A 16,643-nucleotide genomic window follows, 5' to 3' on the forward strand; every position below is an offset into this window, starting at 1 on the left:
GTGGGTATGGACCCCGATCTCTCGCGACTGGACGACTATCTCGACGAGACCGGTGTGGACGGCTATCTCGTCGACGCCGACTCGGAGCTGTCCGACCAGTACTACCTCTCGGGTTTCGACGCGCCAGACCCGTTCGTGACGCTGTACGACGGCGAGACACACCTGCTGTTCCCGCGGAGCCTGGAGTTCGGTCGAGCGAAACGGGAGTCCCGTGCCGACACCGTCGAGCGGTACGTCGACTTCGACCACCAGCGGCTGGTCGGGGAACACGGCCCCGACGAGGCTGTCTCGCACGTCCTCGCGGCGTTTCTCGACAGCTACGACGTGGAGTCGGTTGCCGTCCCGTCACGGTTCCCGCTCCGAACCGCCGACGGGCTCCGGGACCGGGGGAAGACCGTCACCGCCGACACGGATAGCGTGGTTACCGAAATCCGGGCGACGAAGACCGGGACCGAACTCGACCACGTCCGGACGGCCCAGCGGGCCAACGAGGCGGCGATGGCCGCCGCGGAGGACCTCGTCGCCGGCGCGGACATCGAGGACGGGACGCTGGTCCGGGACGGCGAGGCGCTGACCAGCGAGGCGGTCAAAGAGGAGATCGAGGTGACGCTGTTGCGCCACGGCTGTGCGCTGGACGAGACGATCGTCGCCTGCGGGGCCGACGCGGCGGACCCCCACGACCGCGGGAGCGGCCCGCTGTCGGCTCACGAACCGATCATCGTCGACATCTTCCCGCAGGACAAGTCCACGAAGTACCACGCGGATATGACACGGACGTTCCTGCGTGGCGAGCCGAGCGACGAGATCCGCGAGTGGTACGACCTGACCGAGCGGGCGAAGGCCGCTGCCTTCGACGCACTCGAACCCGGTGCCACGGGCGCGGATGTCCACGACGCTGTCTGTGATGTCTACGAGGAGGCCGGCGAACCGACGCTTCGAAGCGACGAACGCACCGAGACGGGGTTCATCCACAGCACCGGCCACGGCGTCGGACTGGATGTCCACGAACTCCCGCGGCTCTCGCCGAACGGCGGGGAGTTGCGGCCGGGCCACGTCGTCACCATCGAACCGGGGATGTACGATCCCGAGATCGGCGGTGTCCGCATCGAGGACATCGCCGTGGTCACCGAGGACGGTTACGAGAACTTCACGGAGTACGAGCAGACGCTGGTCGTCTGACCAGTTGTCACGGGGTGTGTGAACGCGCCACAGAATACATCATGAACTTTTATTATATATGGGCCGAAAGTGGGTGGTACCCGATGCTTGTACCCAAAGTACGCTCGCTGCCGACACGCCCGGAACCGACCACCGACTACACGATGCGACCCACACGACCCCCAGGATGACGACACGAATCACGACACCTACCGACGACGAATCGTACCCGACTACGACCCGCCTCGGCGACACCGACCGGAGCGACCGGGCGCCGATGATGTTCTCGCCGACCAGTACCGCCGCCATGGGACAGTTCGACACCGAAGCCGACGAGCCACAGTAACAGAACGCATTTGGCTGGGGCGGTCGTCCTCCCACCATGGCCGACTACACGACCGTCTCGATCCCGAAAGACCTCGCTGACCGCGTCGACGAGACAATCGAAGGGACGAGTTTCTCCAGTACCTCTGATCTCGTCCGGTTCCTCCTGCGAAGTATCGTCGTCCAACACCAGCGCCAGGGCGAACTCACTGAAGCGGAGTTCCAGGATATCGCGGACGAACTACGGGACCTGGGCTACCTGGAGTAACTACGCCGGATACCGCTCGGGCGGTTCGATGTCGAGGACCTCGACCGTCTGTTCGCGGCCCGAGCGGTCGTACGCGCCGAAGGCACCCTCGTTCCACGGTGGGATCCCGACGAAGACGACCTCGTGGAGGTCGTCGGTCACGTCGACGCCCATCCGTCCGCTCGGGTGGGAGACGAACCGACCCTGTGTCTGTCCGGCCGGCGTCCCCAGGTCCATCCCGAAGACCGCGTTGACGGAACTGCCCGCGGAGGGCAGATAGAAGTCGGTAAACACCGGTGTCTCCGGCGGGAGATCGTTGTCGGGAAGCTCCCCGGCCTCCGTGATCGCCAGCGAGATCGTCACGGAGTCGGGTTCCGCGTCGCTCGCCATCTGTAACAACGTCTCGACCAGACCGCGAGTGACGTACACCACAGTCGACGTTCGGGTGGCACGGCTAAAACCCCGTCGCCGGCCCTACCCGAAGAGCAGCGATTTGGCCGTCTTGGCGTAGAGGCTCGGTGTCCGACTGCGGGACCCACGGACAGCGTAGGCCAGCGCCTCCGTGGCGTCTTCCATGATACCGTGGCCGTGCCCGACCAGGAGTCGGTCCGGGTCGAGGCGCGTGAGCTTCTTGGGCGGGAGCAGCCGCAACATCGGGTGGACGCCCAACCGCTCGCTCTCGGCCAGGAAGAACGAGGCGGTCCCGACGGACTCGGGGACGACGAGCGTGTCGTCCTCGTCGCCGTAGAGGGCCGCCTCTTGCCAGAACGGGTTGTTCCGTAGCTCGTGGACGCCGTAGTCGGTCCCGGGGAGTTGCCTGTGGATGCGCTCGACAGGGGCGTCGAGGTCGCTCTCGACGCCGGACATCCACTCGGGGACGTAGACGGGAACGTCGTGGCGGTTCGCGACGGTGTCGGTGTCGCGCTTGTGGCGGTCCAGCAGGAGGACCGTCCCTGCCACCTCCCCGTACTCGGCGAACAGGTCGTCGATACCGTCCGCGTCGACCGGGTCGACGACGAACACGCCAGCGTCGGTCGCTAAGACGTGGCTAGCCCGTAGCATCTCCTCGTGCGGGTACGCGAACCAGCTCGCCCCGCGATCCCAGCGGTTCGTCACTTCCCAGCTCGTCGCCGTGCCCGAACCTTTCATCGGCATACCGTCTCTGAGGCTTTGAGGCTCTTAAGCCCGTTCACCCCAGTGGCACCGAACCGCCTCAGAGCCGGTCGGAGTCGATCTCGACGCCGGGGGGCGTGACCACCAGGAACCCACGGAAGTGCATCAGTTCCCCGCCGGCTTCCTTGACCGGGCGGGCGAACCCGGCTGCCAGTTGGTTCAGATCGCCGTCGACGTTCAGAACGAGGACTGCACCGTCTTCGACGGTCTCGATCCACTCGGCGTCGGGCGTCGTCCCGTCGAGGACGCCAAGCACTACGCGGTCGCTGTTGGTACCGTCCCCGCCCTCGTCCATCTGGTCCTCGACGGCTTGCAGGTCGAGCCCCTCGAAATCGCTCATGGGGGAGGGTTGACGGGCGGAGAGAAAAATCCTCCCCACGCCGAGGCAGTTTTCATCGTGGGCGGTAAACACCCGAGTATGCTCTCGACGCCCGCGTGGCTCACGCTGGAGGCGAAGGACCCGGACCGGCTGACGGCCTTCTACGAGGCGTTCCTGGAACTCGACGTCGTCTCCGAGTCCGAGCAGGAGGCCGTACTCTCGGCCGGCGAGACGGCCCTCCGGTTGCGCGCGCCCGGTGAGGTCCCTCGGGGTGGGCTCCACACCCACTACGCGCTGACGGTGGCCGAGGGGGAGTACGACGACTGGTACGACAGCCTCGACGAGCGGTTCGATCTCGTCGAACACACCTTCGGCGACCAGCGGTCGCTGTACTTCTACGACCCCGAGGGGAACTGCGTCGAGTTGGGCGAGCGCCCCGGCGCGCCCGGGGGTGTCTCCGACCTCTTCGAACTCGTCCTCGAAGTCGAGGAGTTAGCCGGGGCCGTCGAGTTCTACGCCGACCTCGGGTTCGAGGTCGTCGACGACGGCCGCAAAGAGGGCCGTGTCCGGCTCTCGACGGGCGCGTTCGACCTGGAACTGTGGGCGCCGCGGCTGGGGATCGCCGACGCACGTGGCGGCGTCCACGTCGATTTCGGCGTCGTCGCGGAGGCCCCGGACTCGGTCGCCCGCGAGGTGGCCGACCGGGCGCGTTCGGTGACTGCAGTCGACGAGGGTGTCCGTATCCGCGATCCGGACGGCCACTACCTGACGCTGGTCGGAGCGTAGGCCCGTCGCCGACAGATCCGGGACCGATGGACAACTATAAGTACCGGAAGCGACCAGATACGGGTGATTATGTCCAACATTGAGGGCACGTCGGAATCTCCGGCGGATCGAGTTCTTCCAGGGCACACTGGATTCCACGTCTGAGATTACAGACGCACGGATTTTCGACACCACACTGCGTGACGGTGAGCAGTCGCCACGCACGTCGTTCAACTACGAGGACAAACGCGAGATCGCGGCGATTCTCGACGAGATGGGGACCCACGTCATCGAGGCAGGGTTCCCCGTCAACTCCGACGCGGAGTTCGAGGCCGTTCGCGACATCGCGGAAGCCACCCACGTGACGACGTGTGGGCTGGCGCGTGTGGTCGAGAAAGACATCGAGGCGGCCTTAGACTCCGGTGTGGATATGGTCCACACCTTCGTCTCGACGTCGGACGTACAGTTGCAGGATTCCATGCACGCGACCCGGCAGGAGGCGCTCGACACGGCCGTCGACTGTGTCGAGATGATCAAAGACGCCGGTGCCGAGTGCATGTTCTCGCCGATGGACGCCACTCGGACCGACGGGGAGTTCCTCCTGGAGGTCATCGAGGCGACCTCTGCGGCGGGCGCAGACTGGATCAACATCCCCGACACCTGTGGGGTCGCGACGCCGCGGCGGTTCTACGACCTCATCGAGGAGGTCGACGCACACACCGACGCCCGCATCGACGTGCACACGCACGACGACTTCGGGCTGGCGTCGGCGAACGCCATCTCCGGGTTCGAGGCGGGCGCGAGCCAAGCCCAGGTGTCGGTCAACGGCATCGGTGAACGGGCGGGGAACGCGGCCTACGAGGAGGTCGTGATGGCGCTGGAGTCGCTGTACGACGTCGACACCGGCATCGACACCACCCGGATCACCGAACTGTCCCGGATCGTCGAGGAGAAGTCCGACATCCCGGTGCCGGCGAACAAACCGGTCGTCGGCCGCAACGCCTTCTCCCACGAGAGCGGCATCCACGCCGCGGGCGTCATCGAGAACTCCGACACCTTCGAGCCCGGCGTCATGACCCCGGAGATGGTCGGCGCCGAGCGCGAACTGGTACTCGGAAAACACACGGGCGCTCACTCCGTGCGGGAACGGCTGATCGACGCCGGCTACGATCCGACCGACGCCGAAGTCCGCGAGGTGACCCGCCGCGTCAAGGAGTTCGGCGCGGAGGAACAGGTCACCATGACCGAACTGGAGCGATTCGCCAAAGAGGTCGGCGTCGAAGAGGAGACCGAGGAGGTCCGGGCGTAGGCCCATGTCCTCGTCGGTCGCAGTCCAACGCCAGCAGCCGCGGGTGAGTTCCCGCCGCTCGCCGTCCCGGGCCGTTCGTCAGCACCTCTCACAGAACGTTTATTATCCGGGGCGGAGTGGTACCGTACGTGATGACAGCGCGTGCTGGCCGCCGAGTCCGCTCGACTCCCAGCACCGCGTCCGTTCTTCTCGGCGAGGGTATTGTAGGGGCGCTATAGCCCCCACTACATCCCACACCGACGCCGATCGTATCGAAGTTCGATCCGACATCAGCGACACCACAATGCAGACTCCATTCACATCCACGACCGACCGACCCACAGGAGGGTACTCACCATGAGCGAACGCGCATCAGTTCGGAAAGAGGACGAACAGACAGAGACCGACGAGGAACAGGCACCGGTCACGACCGGTGCACAGTCGGTCGTCCGGGCACTCGAAAACGCCGGCGCGGAGTACATCTTCGGCGTCCAGGGTGGGGCGATCATGCCCGTCTACGACGCGTTGTACGACTCCGATATCACCCACGTGACGATGGCCCACGAGCAGGGCGCTTCCCACGCCGCCGACGCCTACGGCATCGTCTCGGGCGAACCGGGCGTCTGCTTCGCCACGTCCGGCCCGGGCGCGACCAACCTCGTCACCGGCATCGCCGACGCAAACATGGACTCGGACCCGATGATCGCGCTGACCGGCCAGGTCCCCACGGAGTTCGTCGGTAACGACGCATTCCAGGAGACCGACACCGTCGGCATCACCCAGCCGGTCACCAAGGAGAGCTACTTCGCGAGCCACTCCGACACCGTCGGCGACGACGTGAGCGAGGCGTTCGCGCTGGCCGACGCCGGCCGCCAGGGGCCGACCCTGGTCGATCTCCCGAAAGACATCACCCAGGGCGAGACCGACGTGGAACCGAAAGCGCCGGAGACGCCGGATACCTACGAAGTGCCCGAGGAAGCCGACGACGAGGCTGTCCAGGAAGCCGCTGAGGTCCTGTCCGACGCCGAGCGGCCGGTCATCCTGGCCGGCGGCGGCGTCATCAAGGCCAACGCCTCCAACGCCCTGCGTGAGTTCGCTACGGAGTACGAGATTCCGGTCATCACGACGATGCCCGGCATCGGAAGCTTCCCCGAGGACCACGAACTCTCCCTGGAGTGGGCCGGGATGCACGGCACCGGCTACGCCAACCTGGCGATCACGAACACCGACTGCATGCTGGCGATCGGGACCCGTTTCGACGACCGACTGACCGGCGGTGTCGACTCGTTTGCACCGGACGCCGACGTCATCCACGTCGACATCGACCCGGCGGAGATCAGCAAGAACATCTACGCCGACCACCCGCTGATCGGCGACGCGCGTCAGGTCCTTCGACAGTTGTTCGACGCCATGCCGCGGGCGCCCGACGCCGACGAGTGGCGCGAGCAGTGCCAGACGTGGAAAGCCGAGTACCCGATGAGCTACGACACGCCCGACGACGAGCCGCTGAAACCGCAGTACGTCGTCGAACACTTCTCGGACGTGACCGACGACGACACCATCGTCTGTACGGGCGTCGGGCAACACCAGATGTGGGCCTCCCAGTTCTGGGAGTTCACCGAACCCCGGACCTGGGTCTCCTCGCACGGCCTGGGGACGATGGGTTACGGCGTGCCCGCCGCGATCGGCGCGAAACTCGCTGCCCCAGACCAAGAGGTCGTCTGTTTCGACGGCGACGGCTCGTTCCTGATGACCGTCCAGGGACTGTCGGTCGCGGTCCGCGAGCAACTGGACATCACCTACGTCGTCCTCAACAACGAGGCCGTCGGGATGGTCCGCCAGTGGCAGGACGGCTTCTACGAGGGCCGTCGGATGGCCTCCGAGTACCCGTGGATCCCGCAGTTCGACAAGCTGGCCGAGGCCTTCGGTGCCGCCGGCTTCCGCCTGGAGGACTACGAGAACGTCGAAGAGACGATCGCCGCCGCACGCGACTACGACGGGCCGTCGGTCATCGACGCCCACATCGACCCCGGGGAAAACGTCTTCCCGATGGTGCCAAGCGGCGGTGACAACGGACTGTTCGCACTGAACGAGGACCACTTGGACGAGATCTAACGATGACTGGAGGAATGCCTGGCCCTGCGCCACACGACCGGATGCGCCCCGAGGGACGACGCAACTCCCAGGGGATTCGCGTCGACCCGGAAGCCGAAGCGACTCACGAACCACGACAGGCCGTGCTCTCGGCCCTCGTCAAACACCGGCCCGGCGTACTCGCCGAGGTCTCGGGGCTGTTCAGCCGACGGCAGTTCAACATCGAAAGCCTCACTGTCGGTCCGACGAGTGACGACAGTATAGCCCGGATGACGATCCTCATCGAGGAACCACGGCCGGGTATCGAACAGGCGAAGAAGCAACTGCAGAAGCTCGTGCCCGTCGTCTCGGTGATGGAACTGGAACCCGAGGCGCTCCGGCGGGAACTCGCGCTCATCAAGGTGGGCGGCGAGAAACCCGACGACGTCAACGCCGTCGCGGAGATGTACGACGGCCAGGCGGTCGACGCCTCGACCGACTCGGTGACCGTCGAGATCACGGGCAGCAAACAGAAGATCGACGCCGCCGTCGAGGCGTTCGAGCAGTTCGACGTACAGGAGATCGTTCGCACCGGGGCCGCCGCCTTAGAGCGTGGTCCCAAGACACTGGAGAAACATGACTGACATATCCGCACCCGTCTACTACGACGACGACGCCGACGTATCGACAATCGAAACCGAAACTGTCGCGGTACTGGGCTATGGCTCACAGGGCCACGCCCACGCACTGAACCTCAACGACTCCGGGATCGACGTGATCGTCGGTCTGCGCGAGGACTCCGATTCGTGGGCCGAGGCCGAGGACGCCGGCCTGCGCGTCGAGACCCCCGACGTGGCCGCCGCCGCGGCCGACCGCGTCGTGATGCTGGTTCCCGACACGATCCAGCCGGCGGTCTACGAAGCGATCAAGGACGGCCTGGAGGCCGGCGACACCCTCCAGTTCGCCCACGGATTCAACATCCACTACGGACAGATCGAGCCCGACGAGGACGTCGACGTGACGATGGTCGCGCCGAAGTCCCCGGGCCACCTGGTCCGGCGGACCTACGAGCGCGGCGAGGGAACGCCCGGCCTGATGGCGGTCTATCAGGACGCGACCGGCAACGCCGAAGCCGAGGCCCTGGCCTACGCGAAGGCGCTGGGCTGTACCCGAGCGGGCGTCATCGGGACGACCTTCCAGGAGGAAGTCGAGACCGACCTCTTCGGCGAGCAGGCCGTCCTCTGTGGCGGCGTCACCGAGATGGTCAAGGCCGGCTTCGAGACGCTGGTCGACGCCGGCTACGCGCCGGAGATGGCCTACTTCGAGTGTCTGAACGAACTCAAACTCATCGTCGATCTGATGTACGAGGGCGGCAACATGGAGATGTGGAACTCCGTCTCCGACACCGCCGAGTACGGCGGACTCACCCGCGGTGAGGAAGTCATCAACCGCGAGGGGATGGAAGAAATCCTCGAAGACGTCCAGAACGGCGAGTTCGCCCGGGAGTGGATCAACGAGAACCAGGCCAACCGGCCGTCCTACAAGCAGTACCGGGCCGCAGAGCAGAGCCACCAGGTCGAGCAGGTCGGCGGCGAACTGCGGAAACTGTTCGCCTGGGACGACGAGGAAGAAGCATCCGAAGAAGTACCCGCAGATGACTAATCACGGACGTAGCTCCGCCACAACGGAGATCACAGCATGAGCAACGGCACGCTGTACGACAAGGTGTGGGACCGACACAAAGTAACGACCCTGCCCAACGGGCAGGACCAGCTGTTCGTCGGCCTCCACCTCATCCACGAGGTCACGAGCCCGCAAGCGTTCGGGATGCTGAAAGAGCGCGGACTGGAAGTCGCACGCCCCGATCTGACTCACGCGACGGTCGACCACATCGTCCCGACGGCGAACCAGGACCGGCCCTACGCCGACGACGCGGCCGAACGGATGATGGCTGAACTGGAGGAGAACGTCCGGGACGCCGGTATCGAGTTCTCGGACCCGACGACCGGTAACCAGGGGATCGTCCACGTCATCGGGCCGGAGCAAGGGATCACCCAGCCCGGGAAGACCATCGTCTGTGGCGACAGCCACACCTCGACTCACGGCGCGTTCGGCGCGCTCGCGTTCGGGATCGGGACCAGCCAGATCCGGGACGTGCTGGCGACCCAGACGATCGCCATGGAGAAACAGAAGGTCCGGAAGATCGAGGTCAACGGCGAACTCGGCGAGGGCGTCGAGGCCAAGGACATCATCTTAGAGATCATCCGTCGGCTCGGGACCGAAGGCGGTGTCGGCTACGTCTACGAGTACGCCGGCGAAGCCATCGAGAACCTCGGGATGGAAGGACGGATGTCGATCTGTAACATGTCCATCGAGGGCGGCGCTCGCGCGGGCTACGTCAACCCCGACGAGACCACCTACGAGTGGCTCGAAGCGACCGACTACTTCCAGGAGAACCCCGAGAAGTTCGAGGAACTCAAACCGTACTGGGAGTCCATCCGATCCGACGAGGACGCCGAGTACGACGACGTCGTCGAGATCGACGCGAGCGAACTGGACCCCGTCGTCACCTGGGGGACCACGCCCGGCCAGGGCATCGGCATCGACGACCCGATTCCCGAGCCCGAATCGCTGGCCGACGACAAGGTCGACACCGCCCGCCGCGCACAGAAGCACATGCGCGTCGAACCCGGCGAGACCATGAACGGCTACGAGATCGACGTGGCGTTCCTGGGTTCCTGTACCAACGCCCGGCTGCCCGACCTGCGCCGCGCGGCCCGCATCGTCAAGGGCCGCGAAGTCGACGACGACGTGCGCGCGTTCGTCGTCCCCGGCAGCCAGCGCGTCCAACAGGCCGCCAAGGAGGAAGGGCTCAAGGACGTCTTCGAGGCGGCCGGCTTCGAGTGGCGTAACGCCGGCTGTTCGATGTGTCTGGGCATGAACGAGGACCAGCTGGAGGGGGACGAGGCCTGTGCCAGCTCCTCGAACCGGAACTTCGTCGGCCGCCAGGGTAGCAAGGACGGCCGGACGGTGCTGATGAACCCACGTATGGTGGCCGCGGCGGCCATCACCGGGGAGGTCTCCGACGTGCGCGATCTGAAGGAGGTGAACCTGGCGTGACCGACGCTACCGAGGAGATCCCCGAAGTCGATTACGTCGAGGGGAGCGGCATCCCGATCCGCGGGAACGACATCGACACCGACCAGATCATCCCCGCGCGGTTCATGAAGGTCGTCACCTTCGACGGCCTGGGCGAGTTCGCCTTCTTCGATCTGCGGTTCGACGACGAGGACAACCAGAAGGACCACCCGATGAACGAGGAGCGGTTCCAGGACGCCAACGTCATGGTCGTCAACAACAACTTCGGCTGTGGCTCCTCGCGCGAACACGCCCCCCAGGCGCTGATGCGCTGGGGCATCGACGCGATCATCGGCGAAGGGTTCGCCGAGATCTTCGCCGGGAACTGCCTGGCACTGGGGATTCCGACGGTGACCGCGGACCACGAGACGATCAACGCGCTCCAGCAGTGGGTCGAGGACAACCCCGACAAGGAGATCGAGGTCGACGTGGCCGCCGAGACCGTCAGGTACGGCGGCAACGAGATCTCCGTCAGCGTCGACGACGCCCAGCGGCAGGCGCTCGTCGAGGGGATCTGGGACACCACTGCGCTGATGAAGGCGAACCGGAACGCGATCGAGGAGACGGCGGCGAACCTGCCGTACCTCGACCAGACCCGGTCCGACGTCGAGGCTGACGACTGAATCGGGCCGTTTTTTCGAGTGGGACGGGTCGTGATGCAAAGACCCATCTACCGTCGGGTCGCCTCTCCGACATGGAGCGGATACGCGAGATCCACATCGCCCCGCTGGGTCACGAACGCGACCGCATCGTCGAGCCCATCCGGGAACACAACGCCGACACCGTCTACCTGCTCAACCAGAGCGAGCGCAGGCAGCGGTTCACGGCGTACCAGCAGGCGCTCGTCGAGGATCTCGAAGCCGATGGCATCAGTATCGACATCCACGAGACCGACCTCCACGATCTCTACGACGTGTTAGCGGTCGTGACGACGCTCACGGCCGATCACTCCGACGATATCGTCCGTGTCAACGTCTCCAGCGGCCCGAAACTGGCGGCGATCGGGAGCGCTATCGCCTGCATGGCGACGGCAGCGACGGCCTACTACGTCCACCCGGAGCGCCACGTTCCGCCGGTCGCCGAAGAACCGCTCACACGGGGAATGCAGAACGCGGAAGTGTTGCCGTCCTATCCGATCGAAACCATCTCCCGCGATCAGGTCGCGGTACTGGACTACCTCGACCGAACGAACTCCGAGAGCTACACCGCTAAAAAGAAAGACCTCATCGAGTTCGCCGAGGAAGCCGGCCTGGCGTTCATCGACGACGCCGACCCGGCCAACGACAAGGCGAAGTTCGCGCTGTTGAACGCGAACATCGTCGATCCGTTGATCGAGGACGGCTATATTGCCGTCCGCGAGGTCGGACGCACGAAACAGATCACGCTCACCGAGACCGGACGCAACGTCCTCCACGCGTTCCGTCACAAGCTCTGATCGGGCCACAGTCTGTCGCTTCGGTCCGTCGTCAACGGGGTTCAGATACTCCGCCGATGAAGAACGTTCCAATAGTATAGACTGTTTTGATACTATCAGTTGTATCGATAGTATCTGGATAGAACGTACATACTGATCCCTCGAATCAATGGATGCGCACGGGTCGGCGACGACCCGTCGTCGGGTGCCCACCCTCTTCGGCCCTCCAACGCGGGCACCCCGGCGGCGTCGCCACCCCGCGCCCGCTCTCACTGCGTGCGGTGGGAGTGTGCCTCTGACACGCACGACGGGCCTTCGCCCGAGGCCCGTTCGGTCCACTGACGGTCCCCCTGACGCTACGACGAGTCCAGTCGACCGCGGCGTTTTTCTCGATTCACCGTGAACTGCCGACAGTGACACAGCACGGTCCCCTGGTCCCGCTACTCGGCCTGCTACTCGGGGCGACTGTCGGCTCGCTCGTCCTCTGGATCGCACTCGACGCTCGGACCAGAGACGAGAACCCGCTTCTGTGGGGGCTCCTCTCTCTCCCACTGTACCCGGTATTCCCACTGGCGTTCTATCTACTGCGCCGTCGGAGTGCCCGCGTCCGTCTGCCCGACGGTCGGTATTACCTCGCCAGAGCGGCAGCCGTCGGGACCGTCCTCTCTCTGGCAGTCGCGGCCCTCGCAGCACCGCCGGACCCGTTCACCCTGGTTACGTACTGGCTCGTCGCCGCGCCGGTCGTCGTCGCGGGGCTGTACGTCTTCGATCGGCACCGCCGACAGGCACAGACGACGGGCGCGCTGTAAGGGGACCTACCCACGAACCAGGACCGCGGACCGCGGAAAACCGAACCACTTTCACTCTCCGCTCGTCTCTGCTGGAACATGACACACGAGATCGCCGTCATCCCCGGCGACGGGATCGGCCAGGAGGTCACGCCCGCTGCCGTCGAGGTACTGGAGGCAATCGAGACAGTCGACTTCGAGTTCGTCGAAGGCGACGCCGGTGACGCCGTCAAAGCCGAGACAGGGACGGCACTCCCCGAGGCGACCGCGGCGCTCGCTGCCGACGCCGATGCGACGCTGTTCGGTGCGGCCGGCGAGACGGCCGCGGACGTGATCCTCCCGCTGCGGCAGGTCGTCGGGTCGTTCGCCAACGTCCGCCCAGCGGTCGCGTACCCGGCACTCGACGCTGTCCAGCCCGACACCGACCTCGTGTTCATCCGGGAGAACACCGAAGGCGTCTACAAGGGCATCGAGAGCGAGATCACCGACGGTGTGACCACCTGTACCCGCGTCATCACCGAAGAAGCGTCAGAGAAGATCGCCGAGTTCGGCTTCGACTACGCCCGGCAGAACGGCTTCGACGACGTGACGATCGCCCACAAGGCAAACGTCATGCAGAAGACCGACGGTCTGTTCCTGGAGACGGCCGAGCGGGTCGGGGCGGATCTCGACGCGGAGTACGATACGGCCCTGATGGACGCGCTGGCGATGCATCTGGTGATGCATCCCGAGGACTACGGTGTGGTCGTCTGTCCGAATCTCGCGGGCGACATGCTCTCGGACCTGGCGGCGGGACTGGTCGGCGGGCTCGGTCTGCTCCCGTCGGCGAACGTCGGCGAGGAGAACGCGCTGTTCGAACCGGTCCACGGCTCCGCACCGGACATCGCGGGCGAAGGGATCGCCAACCCCTCGGCGATGGTCCTCTCGGCAGCGATGCTGCTGGATCACCTCGGATACGACGAAGAAGGGGATCGGGTCCGGGAGGCTGTCGAGACGGTGTTGGACGAGGGTCCCCGGACGCCGGATCTCGGTGGCGACGGCAGTACCGAGGAAGTCACCGCTGCGATCCTGGATGCGCTGTAACCGAGCAGAAACAGTCAGTATCCGATAGAAAAGCGTAAAACCGGAGCGAAACGATCACTAGCAAGAGGATGCTCCCGGCCGAGCGCAAACGGACGATCGTCCGACTGGTGACCGAGCGAGACGGCTGCTCAGTCGCGGAACTAGCGGCGGAACTGGATTTCTCGAAGGCGACGATCCGTCGGGACCTCCGGGACCTCGAAACCGAGGGTCGCATCGAGCGGTCCCACGGCGGCGCGGTTCCCAGTTCCTCCGTCGGCACCGAACGCTCGTACGACCAGCGGGAAGTCGAGAACCTCGACGCGAAACGTGCGATCGCCGGTCGGGCCAGCGAGGAGATCCGTGAAGACCACGTCGTCTTCTTCGACGCCGGGACGACGACGATGGAAGTCGCCCGCGCGGTCCCGGAGACGGAGTTCGTCGCCGCGACGAACATGCCGGAGTTAGCGACGGAGCTCTCCCGACGGGACCTGGAGGTGAAACTGACAGGCGGGACGTTGCGCGCTCGGACCCGGGCACTCGTCGGGCCGACGGCCGAAGCGTTCCTCGACCGGACGAACTTCGACCTGCTCGTGCTCGGGACGAACGCAGTCGATTCGACCGCGGGACTCTCGACACCGAACGAGGACGAAGCAGCCGTGAAGTCCCAGATGGTCGACCAAGCCTCCCGCGTGGTTCTGGTCGCCGACTGCTCGAAGTTCGGCGAGCGAAGCTTCGTCTCGTTTGCCGACCTGTCGGCGATCGATCTGCTCGTTACCGACCGCTCACCGACAGGCACGCTCGCGACAGCGTTCGACGACGCCGGCGTCACCGTCGAAGGAGTCAACGAATGATCGTCACAGTCACCTACAACCCAGCAGTCGACCAGACCGTCCAGTTCGACGAGCCGATGGAACCAGACCACGTCATGCGGGCCGAGAGTGCCCGCTACGACGCCGGCGGGAAGGGGATCAACGTCGCCCAGTTCCTCACTGCGATGGACAAACCCTGTGTCGCGACGGGACTGGCCGGTGGATTCACCGGTCGGTTCATCCGGGAGGACATGCAGTCCGGCGGGGTCGAGACCGACTTCACCGAGATCGAGGGGATAACGAGGCTGAACACGACCGCCATAGCCGACGACGAGGAGTTCAAACTCAATCTCAGCGGCCCGGCTGTCGACCGAGGTATCGTCGACGATGTCCTCGAACGCGTCCGCGCTCACGACCCCGACTGGGTGCTCGTCGGTGGGAGTCTCCCGCCGGGCCTGGAGATCGAAGACATCGACCGGATCGCGACCGGCGGCGACTGGGAGACGATCGTCGACGTGGAGGGGACGATCCTCAAGCGACTGGACGCCCGGTACTCGATGTGTAAACCGAACCGTCACGAACTGGGGGACGCGACCGACGCCGACGTCTCGACCCTGGAGGGGTGTGCACGGGCCGCCGGCTCGTTCCGGGACCAGGGGTTCGACCGGGTGTTGGCGTCGCTGGGGGCCGACGGCGCGGTGTTGGCGACGGAGGAACAGCTCCTGTACGCCGATGCATTGGACGTCGACGTGGTCGATACTGTCGGTGCCGGCGACGCGTTGCTCTCGGGCCTGCTCGCAGCCTGGGAGGCCGGCGAGAGCAACGAAGCGGCCCTCAGAACTGGTGTCGCGGTCTCGTCGCTGCTGGTCTCGCAGGCTGGTACCGGAATCCCGTCGCTCGCAAGCGTCGAGTCGCTACGCGAAGACGTGACCGTCCAGACCCTGTAACTCAGAACTTCTCGACGTAGCCGTCGACGAACGCTTCGATCTCGGCCGGGGAGGGCTGATCTGCGGTCCGGACGAAGTAGCCAGCGACCGCGTTCCCGAGCAGGATCGACGCCGGGGCATCTAGGTCGAGGACGCGCCCGACGGCTAGCCCCGCGTTGAAGTGATCGCCCGAGCTGGTCGTCAACGCCGGGTCGTCGACTGCCGGGACCTCGACGCTGTGGGTCCCGTCGGCGGTGACGACCACCGAGCGGTCGACACCGTGACCGACGAACCAGGTCGGTTCGAGCGCGTCGTAGGCGACCGCCGCGGACTCCTCGAAGGTCCGGTCCCCGTCTCCGGCGTAGGCGTCCGCGAGGACGCCGGTCTCCGCCCGGTTCGAGGAGACGACCACGTCGGTCACCTCGTCCAACCGGCCGATCGCGTTCCGACCGGCCCGGAGCCTGTCCGCGTCGAGTTTCCGGATGTCGCCGGGATCGATCAACACTGTCCCGGGCGGATCGTCGATCCGATCCCAGTTGTCGCGGAGGCCGTCGTAGATGTCCGGGAGGTCCGGCGTCTCGGACCAGTAGCCGGTTCCCAGGAGTTCGGCACCGTCGAGGCGATCGAGCAGTCTGTCGTGGCCGAACCACTCCTCCAGCGCCGCCCAGTCGAGCTCCATCGTGTCGCCGATCTCGGTCAGCATCAGCTTCCCGTCGTCGAACTCGACCGCGTCGGTGACGCCGGGTTCGCCGATACTGTGGAGGTCGAGGTGGCCGAACTCCGTCTCGAACGGCTCTCTGACGGGGTCGTCGTACATCCCGATCATCGTCGTCTCGAACGCCCAGGTGTCGAACGCCCGAGCCAGGTGACAGGTGTGGCCGCCGGTCCGGCTCCCGTCTTGGAGCCACTCGAAGGTCAGCGAACTCTCGGCCGCGACCGAGCGGTCGACACGATCGCCGAACGCCGAGAGCGTCGCCAGTCGCTCGTAGGTCTCGGGGTCCGAGCGGTCGGCGACGACCTCGCGGACGCGGTCGAGGTAGCCGTCGAACCCGAAGACGACGTGTCCGTAGTCGACCGGCTCGAAGCCGTCGGCGAGGCCACGCTGTGCCTGAGCGACCGCGTCCCGCGTCTCCCGGCTCGGTGTCGGCTCCGCCATCGC

The 16,643-nt window shown here is 65.8% G+C and carries 19 protein-coding genes; 15 read left to right on the forward strand and 4 right to left on the reverse strand.

Annotation, left to right across the window (positions count from 1 at the left end):
- The first annotated feature begins 6 nt into the window (after positions 1-6).
- From P0204_RS01310 to P0204_RS01320, 3 genes are all read left to right on the forward strand, one after another.
- The gene (locus P0204_RS01310; RefSeq protein WP_276221098.1) at positions 7-1,179 is read left to right on the forward strand and encodes a M24 family metallopeptidase; all 1,173 of its coding nucleotides are present in this window, start codon (positions 7-9) and stop codon (positions 1,177-1,179) included.
- 166 nt (positions 1,180-1,345) lie between these two features.
- Positions 1,346-1,504, forward strand: a complete 159-nt coding sequence (locus P0204_RS01315; RefSeq protein ID WP_276221100.1) for a hypothetical protein — start codon at positions 1,346-1,348, stop codon at positions 1,502-1,504.
- Between the two features lie 36 nt (positions 1,505-1,540).
- Positions 1,541-1,750, forward strand: a complete 210-nt coding sequence (locus tag P0204_RS01320) for a ribbon-helix-helix domain-containing protein (RefSeq protein ID WP_276221101.1) — start codon at positions 1,541-1,543, stop codon at positions 1,748-1,750.
- Here the strand turns inward: P0204_RS01320 and P0204_RS01325 are convergent, their stop codons facing one another.
- The 3 genes from P0204_RS01325 to P0204_RS01335 are packed head-to-tail and all read right to left on the reverse strand — an operon-like array spanning position 1,751 to position 3,242.
- Positions 1,751-2,161, reverse strand: a complete 411-nt coding sequence (locus P0204_RS01325) for a JAB/MPN domain protein-containing protein (RefSeq protein WP_276221104.1) — start codon at positions 2,159-2,161, stop codon at positions 1,751-1,753.
- 42 nt (positions 2,162-2,203) lie between these two features.
- On the reverse strand, positions 2,204-2,884 hold the full coding sequence (locus tag P0204_RS01330; protein WP_379801864.1) for a hypothetical protein: 681 nt from the start codon (positions 2,882-2,884) through the stop codon (positions 2,204-2,206).
- A gap of 58 nt (positions 2,885-2,942) precedes the next feature.
- Entirely contained in the window at positions 2,943-3,242 is a 300-nt protein-coding gene (locus P0204_RS01335; RefSeq protein ID WP_276221106.1) for a DUF5779 family protein, read from the reverse strand.
- A gap of 78 nt (positions 3,243-3,320) precedes the next feature.
- On the opposite strand from P0204_RS01335, the gene P0204_RS01340 reads away from it, so the two are divergent.
- The 12 genes from P0204_RS01340 (at position 3,321) to pfkB (ending at position 15,505) form a co-directional block, all read left to right on the forward strand.
- Positions 3,321-4,007, forward strand: coding sequence for a VOC family protein (locus tag P0204_RS01340; RefSeq protein ID WP_276221107.1), 687 nt, complete (start codon positions 3,321-3,323; stop codon positions 4,005-4,007).
- Between the two features lie 79 nt (positions 4,008-4,086).
- Positions 4,087-5,295, forward strand: coding sequence for a LeuA family protein (locus tag P0204_RS01345; protein WP_276221109.1), 1,209 nt, complete (start codon positions 4,087-4,089; stop codon positions 5,293-5,295).
- 336 nt (positions 5,296-5,631) lie between these two features.
- The gene (gene ilvB, locus P0204_RS01350) at positions 5,632-7,389 is read left to right on the forward strand and encodes a biosynthetic-type acetolactate synthase large subunit (RefSeq protein ID WP_276221110.1); all 1,758 of its coding nucleotides are present in this window, start codon (positions 5,632-5,634) and stop codon (positions 7,387-7,389) included.
- A gap of 14 nt (positions 7,390-7,403) precedes the next feature.
- Positions 7,404-7,991 (forward strand): acetolactate synthase small subunit, encoded by a 588-nt coding sequence (gene ilvN / locus P0204_RS01355; RefSeq protein WP_276221111.1) that lies wholly within the window; start codon positions 7,404-7,406, stop codon positions 7,989-7,991.
- A complete protein-coding gene (gene ilvC, locus P0204_RS01360) occupies positions 7,984-9,009 on the forward strand; it encodes a ketol-acid reductoisomerase (protein WP_276221113.1) in 1,026 nt (341 codons plus the stop codon). Before ilvN ends, ilvC begins: the two co-directional genes overlap by 8 nt.
- A gap of 36 nt (positions 9,010-9,045) precedes the next feature.
- A complete protein-coding gene (gene leuC, locus P0204_RS01365; protein ID WP_276221114.1) occupies positions 9,046-10,467 on the forward strand; it encodes a 3-isopropylmalate dehydratase large subunit in 1,422 nt (473 codons plus the stop codon).
- The gene (leuD, locus tag P0204_RS01370; protein ID WP_276221115.1) at positions 10,464-11,108 is read left to right on the forward strand and encodes a 3-isopropylmalate dehydratase small subunit; all 645 of its coding nucleotides are present in this window, start codon (positions 10,464-10,466) and stop codon (positions 11,106-11,108) included. The genes leuC and leuD overlap by 4 nt, the downstream gene beginning before the upstream one ends.
- 71 nt (positions 11,109-11,179) lie before the next feature.
- Positions 11,180-11,920, forward strand: a complete 741-nt coding sequence (locus P0204_RS01375; RefSeq protein WP_276221116.1) for an HFX_2341 family transcriptional regulator domain-containing protein — start codon at positions 11,180-11,182, stop codon at positions 11,918-11,920.
- 392 nt (positions 11,921-12,312) lie between these two features.
- Positions 12,313-12,708 (forward strand): hypothetical protein, encoded by a 396-nt coding sequence (locus tag P0204_RS01380; RefSeq protein WP_276221118.1) that lies wholly within the window; start codon positions 12,313-12,315, stop codon positions 12,706-12,708.
- Positions 12,709-12,786: 78 nt separating this feature from the next.
- Entirely contained in the window at positions 12,787-13,770 is a 984-nt protein-coding gene (locus P0204_RS01385) for an isocitrate/isopropylmalate dehydrogenase family protein (protein ID WP_276221120.1), read from the forward strand.
- Between the two features lie 68 nt (positions 13,771-13,838).
- On the forward strand, positions 13,839-14,600 hold the full coding sequence (gene glpR, locus P0204_RS01390; RefSeq protein WP_276221121.1) for an HTH-type transcriptional regulator GlpR: 762 nt from the start codon (positions 13,839-13,841) through the stop codon (positions 14,598-14,600).
- Positions 14,597-15,505, forward strand: a complete 909-nt coding sequence (pfkB, locus tag P0204_RS01395) for a 1-phosphofructokinase (protein WP_276221123.1) — start codon at positions 14,597-14,599, stop codon at positions 15,503-15,505. Before glpR ends, pfkB begins: the two co-directional genes overlap by 4 nt.
- A gap of 1 nt (position 15,506) precedes the next feature.
- Here the strand turns inward: pfkB and P0204_RS01400 are convergent, their stop codons facing one another.
- Entirely contained in the window at positions 15,507-16,640 is a 1,134-nt protein-coding gene (locus P0204_RS01400) for a carbohydrate kinase family protein (RefSeq protein ID WP_276221125.1), read from the reverse strand.
- Between the last annotated feature and the right edge of the window lie 3 nt (positions 16,641-16,643).

It is taken from the genome of Haloarcula halophila (genome assembly GCF_029278565.1).
GTDB lineage: Archaea > Halobacteriota > Halobacteria > Halobacteriales > Haloarculaceae > Haloarcula > Haloarcula halophila.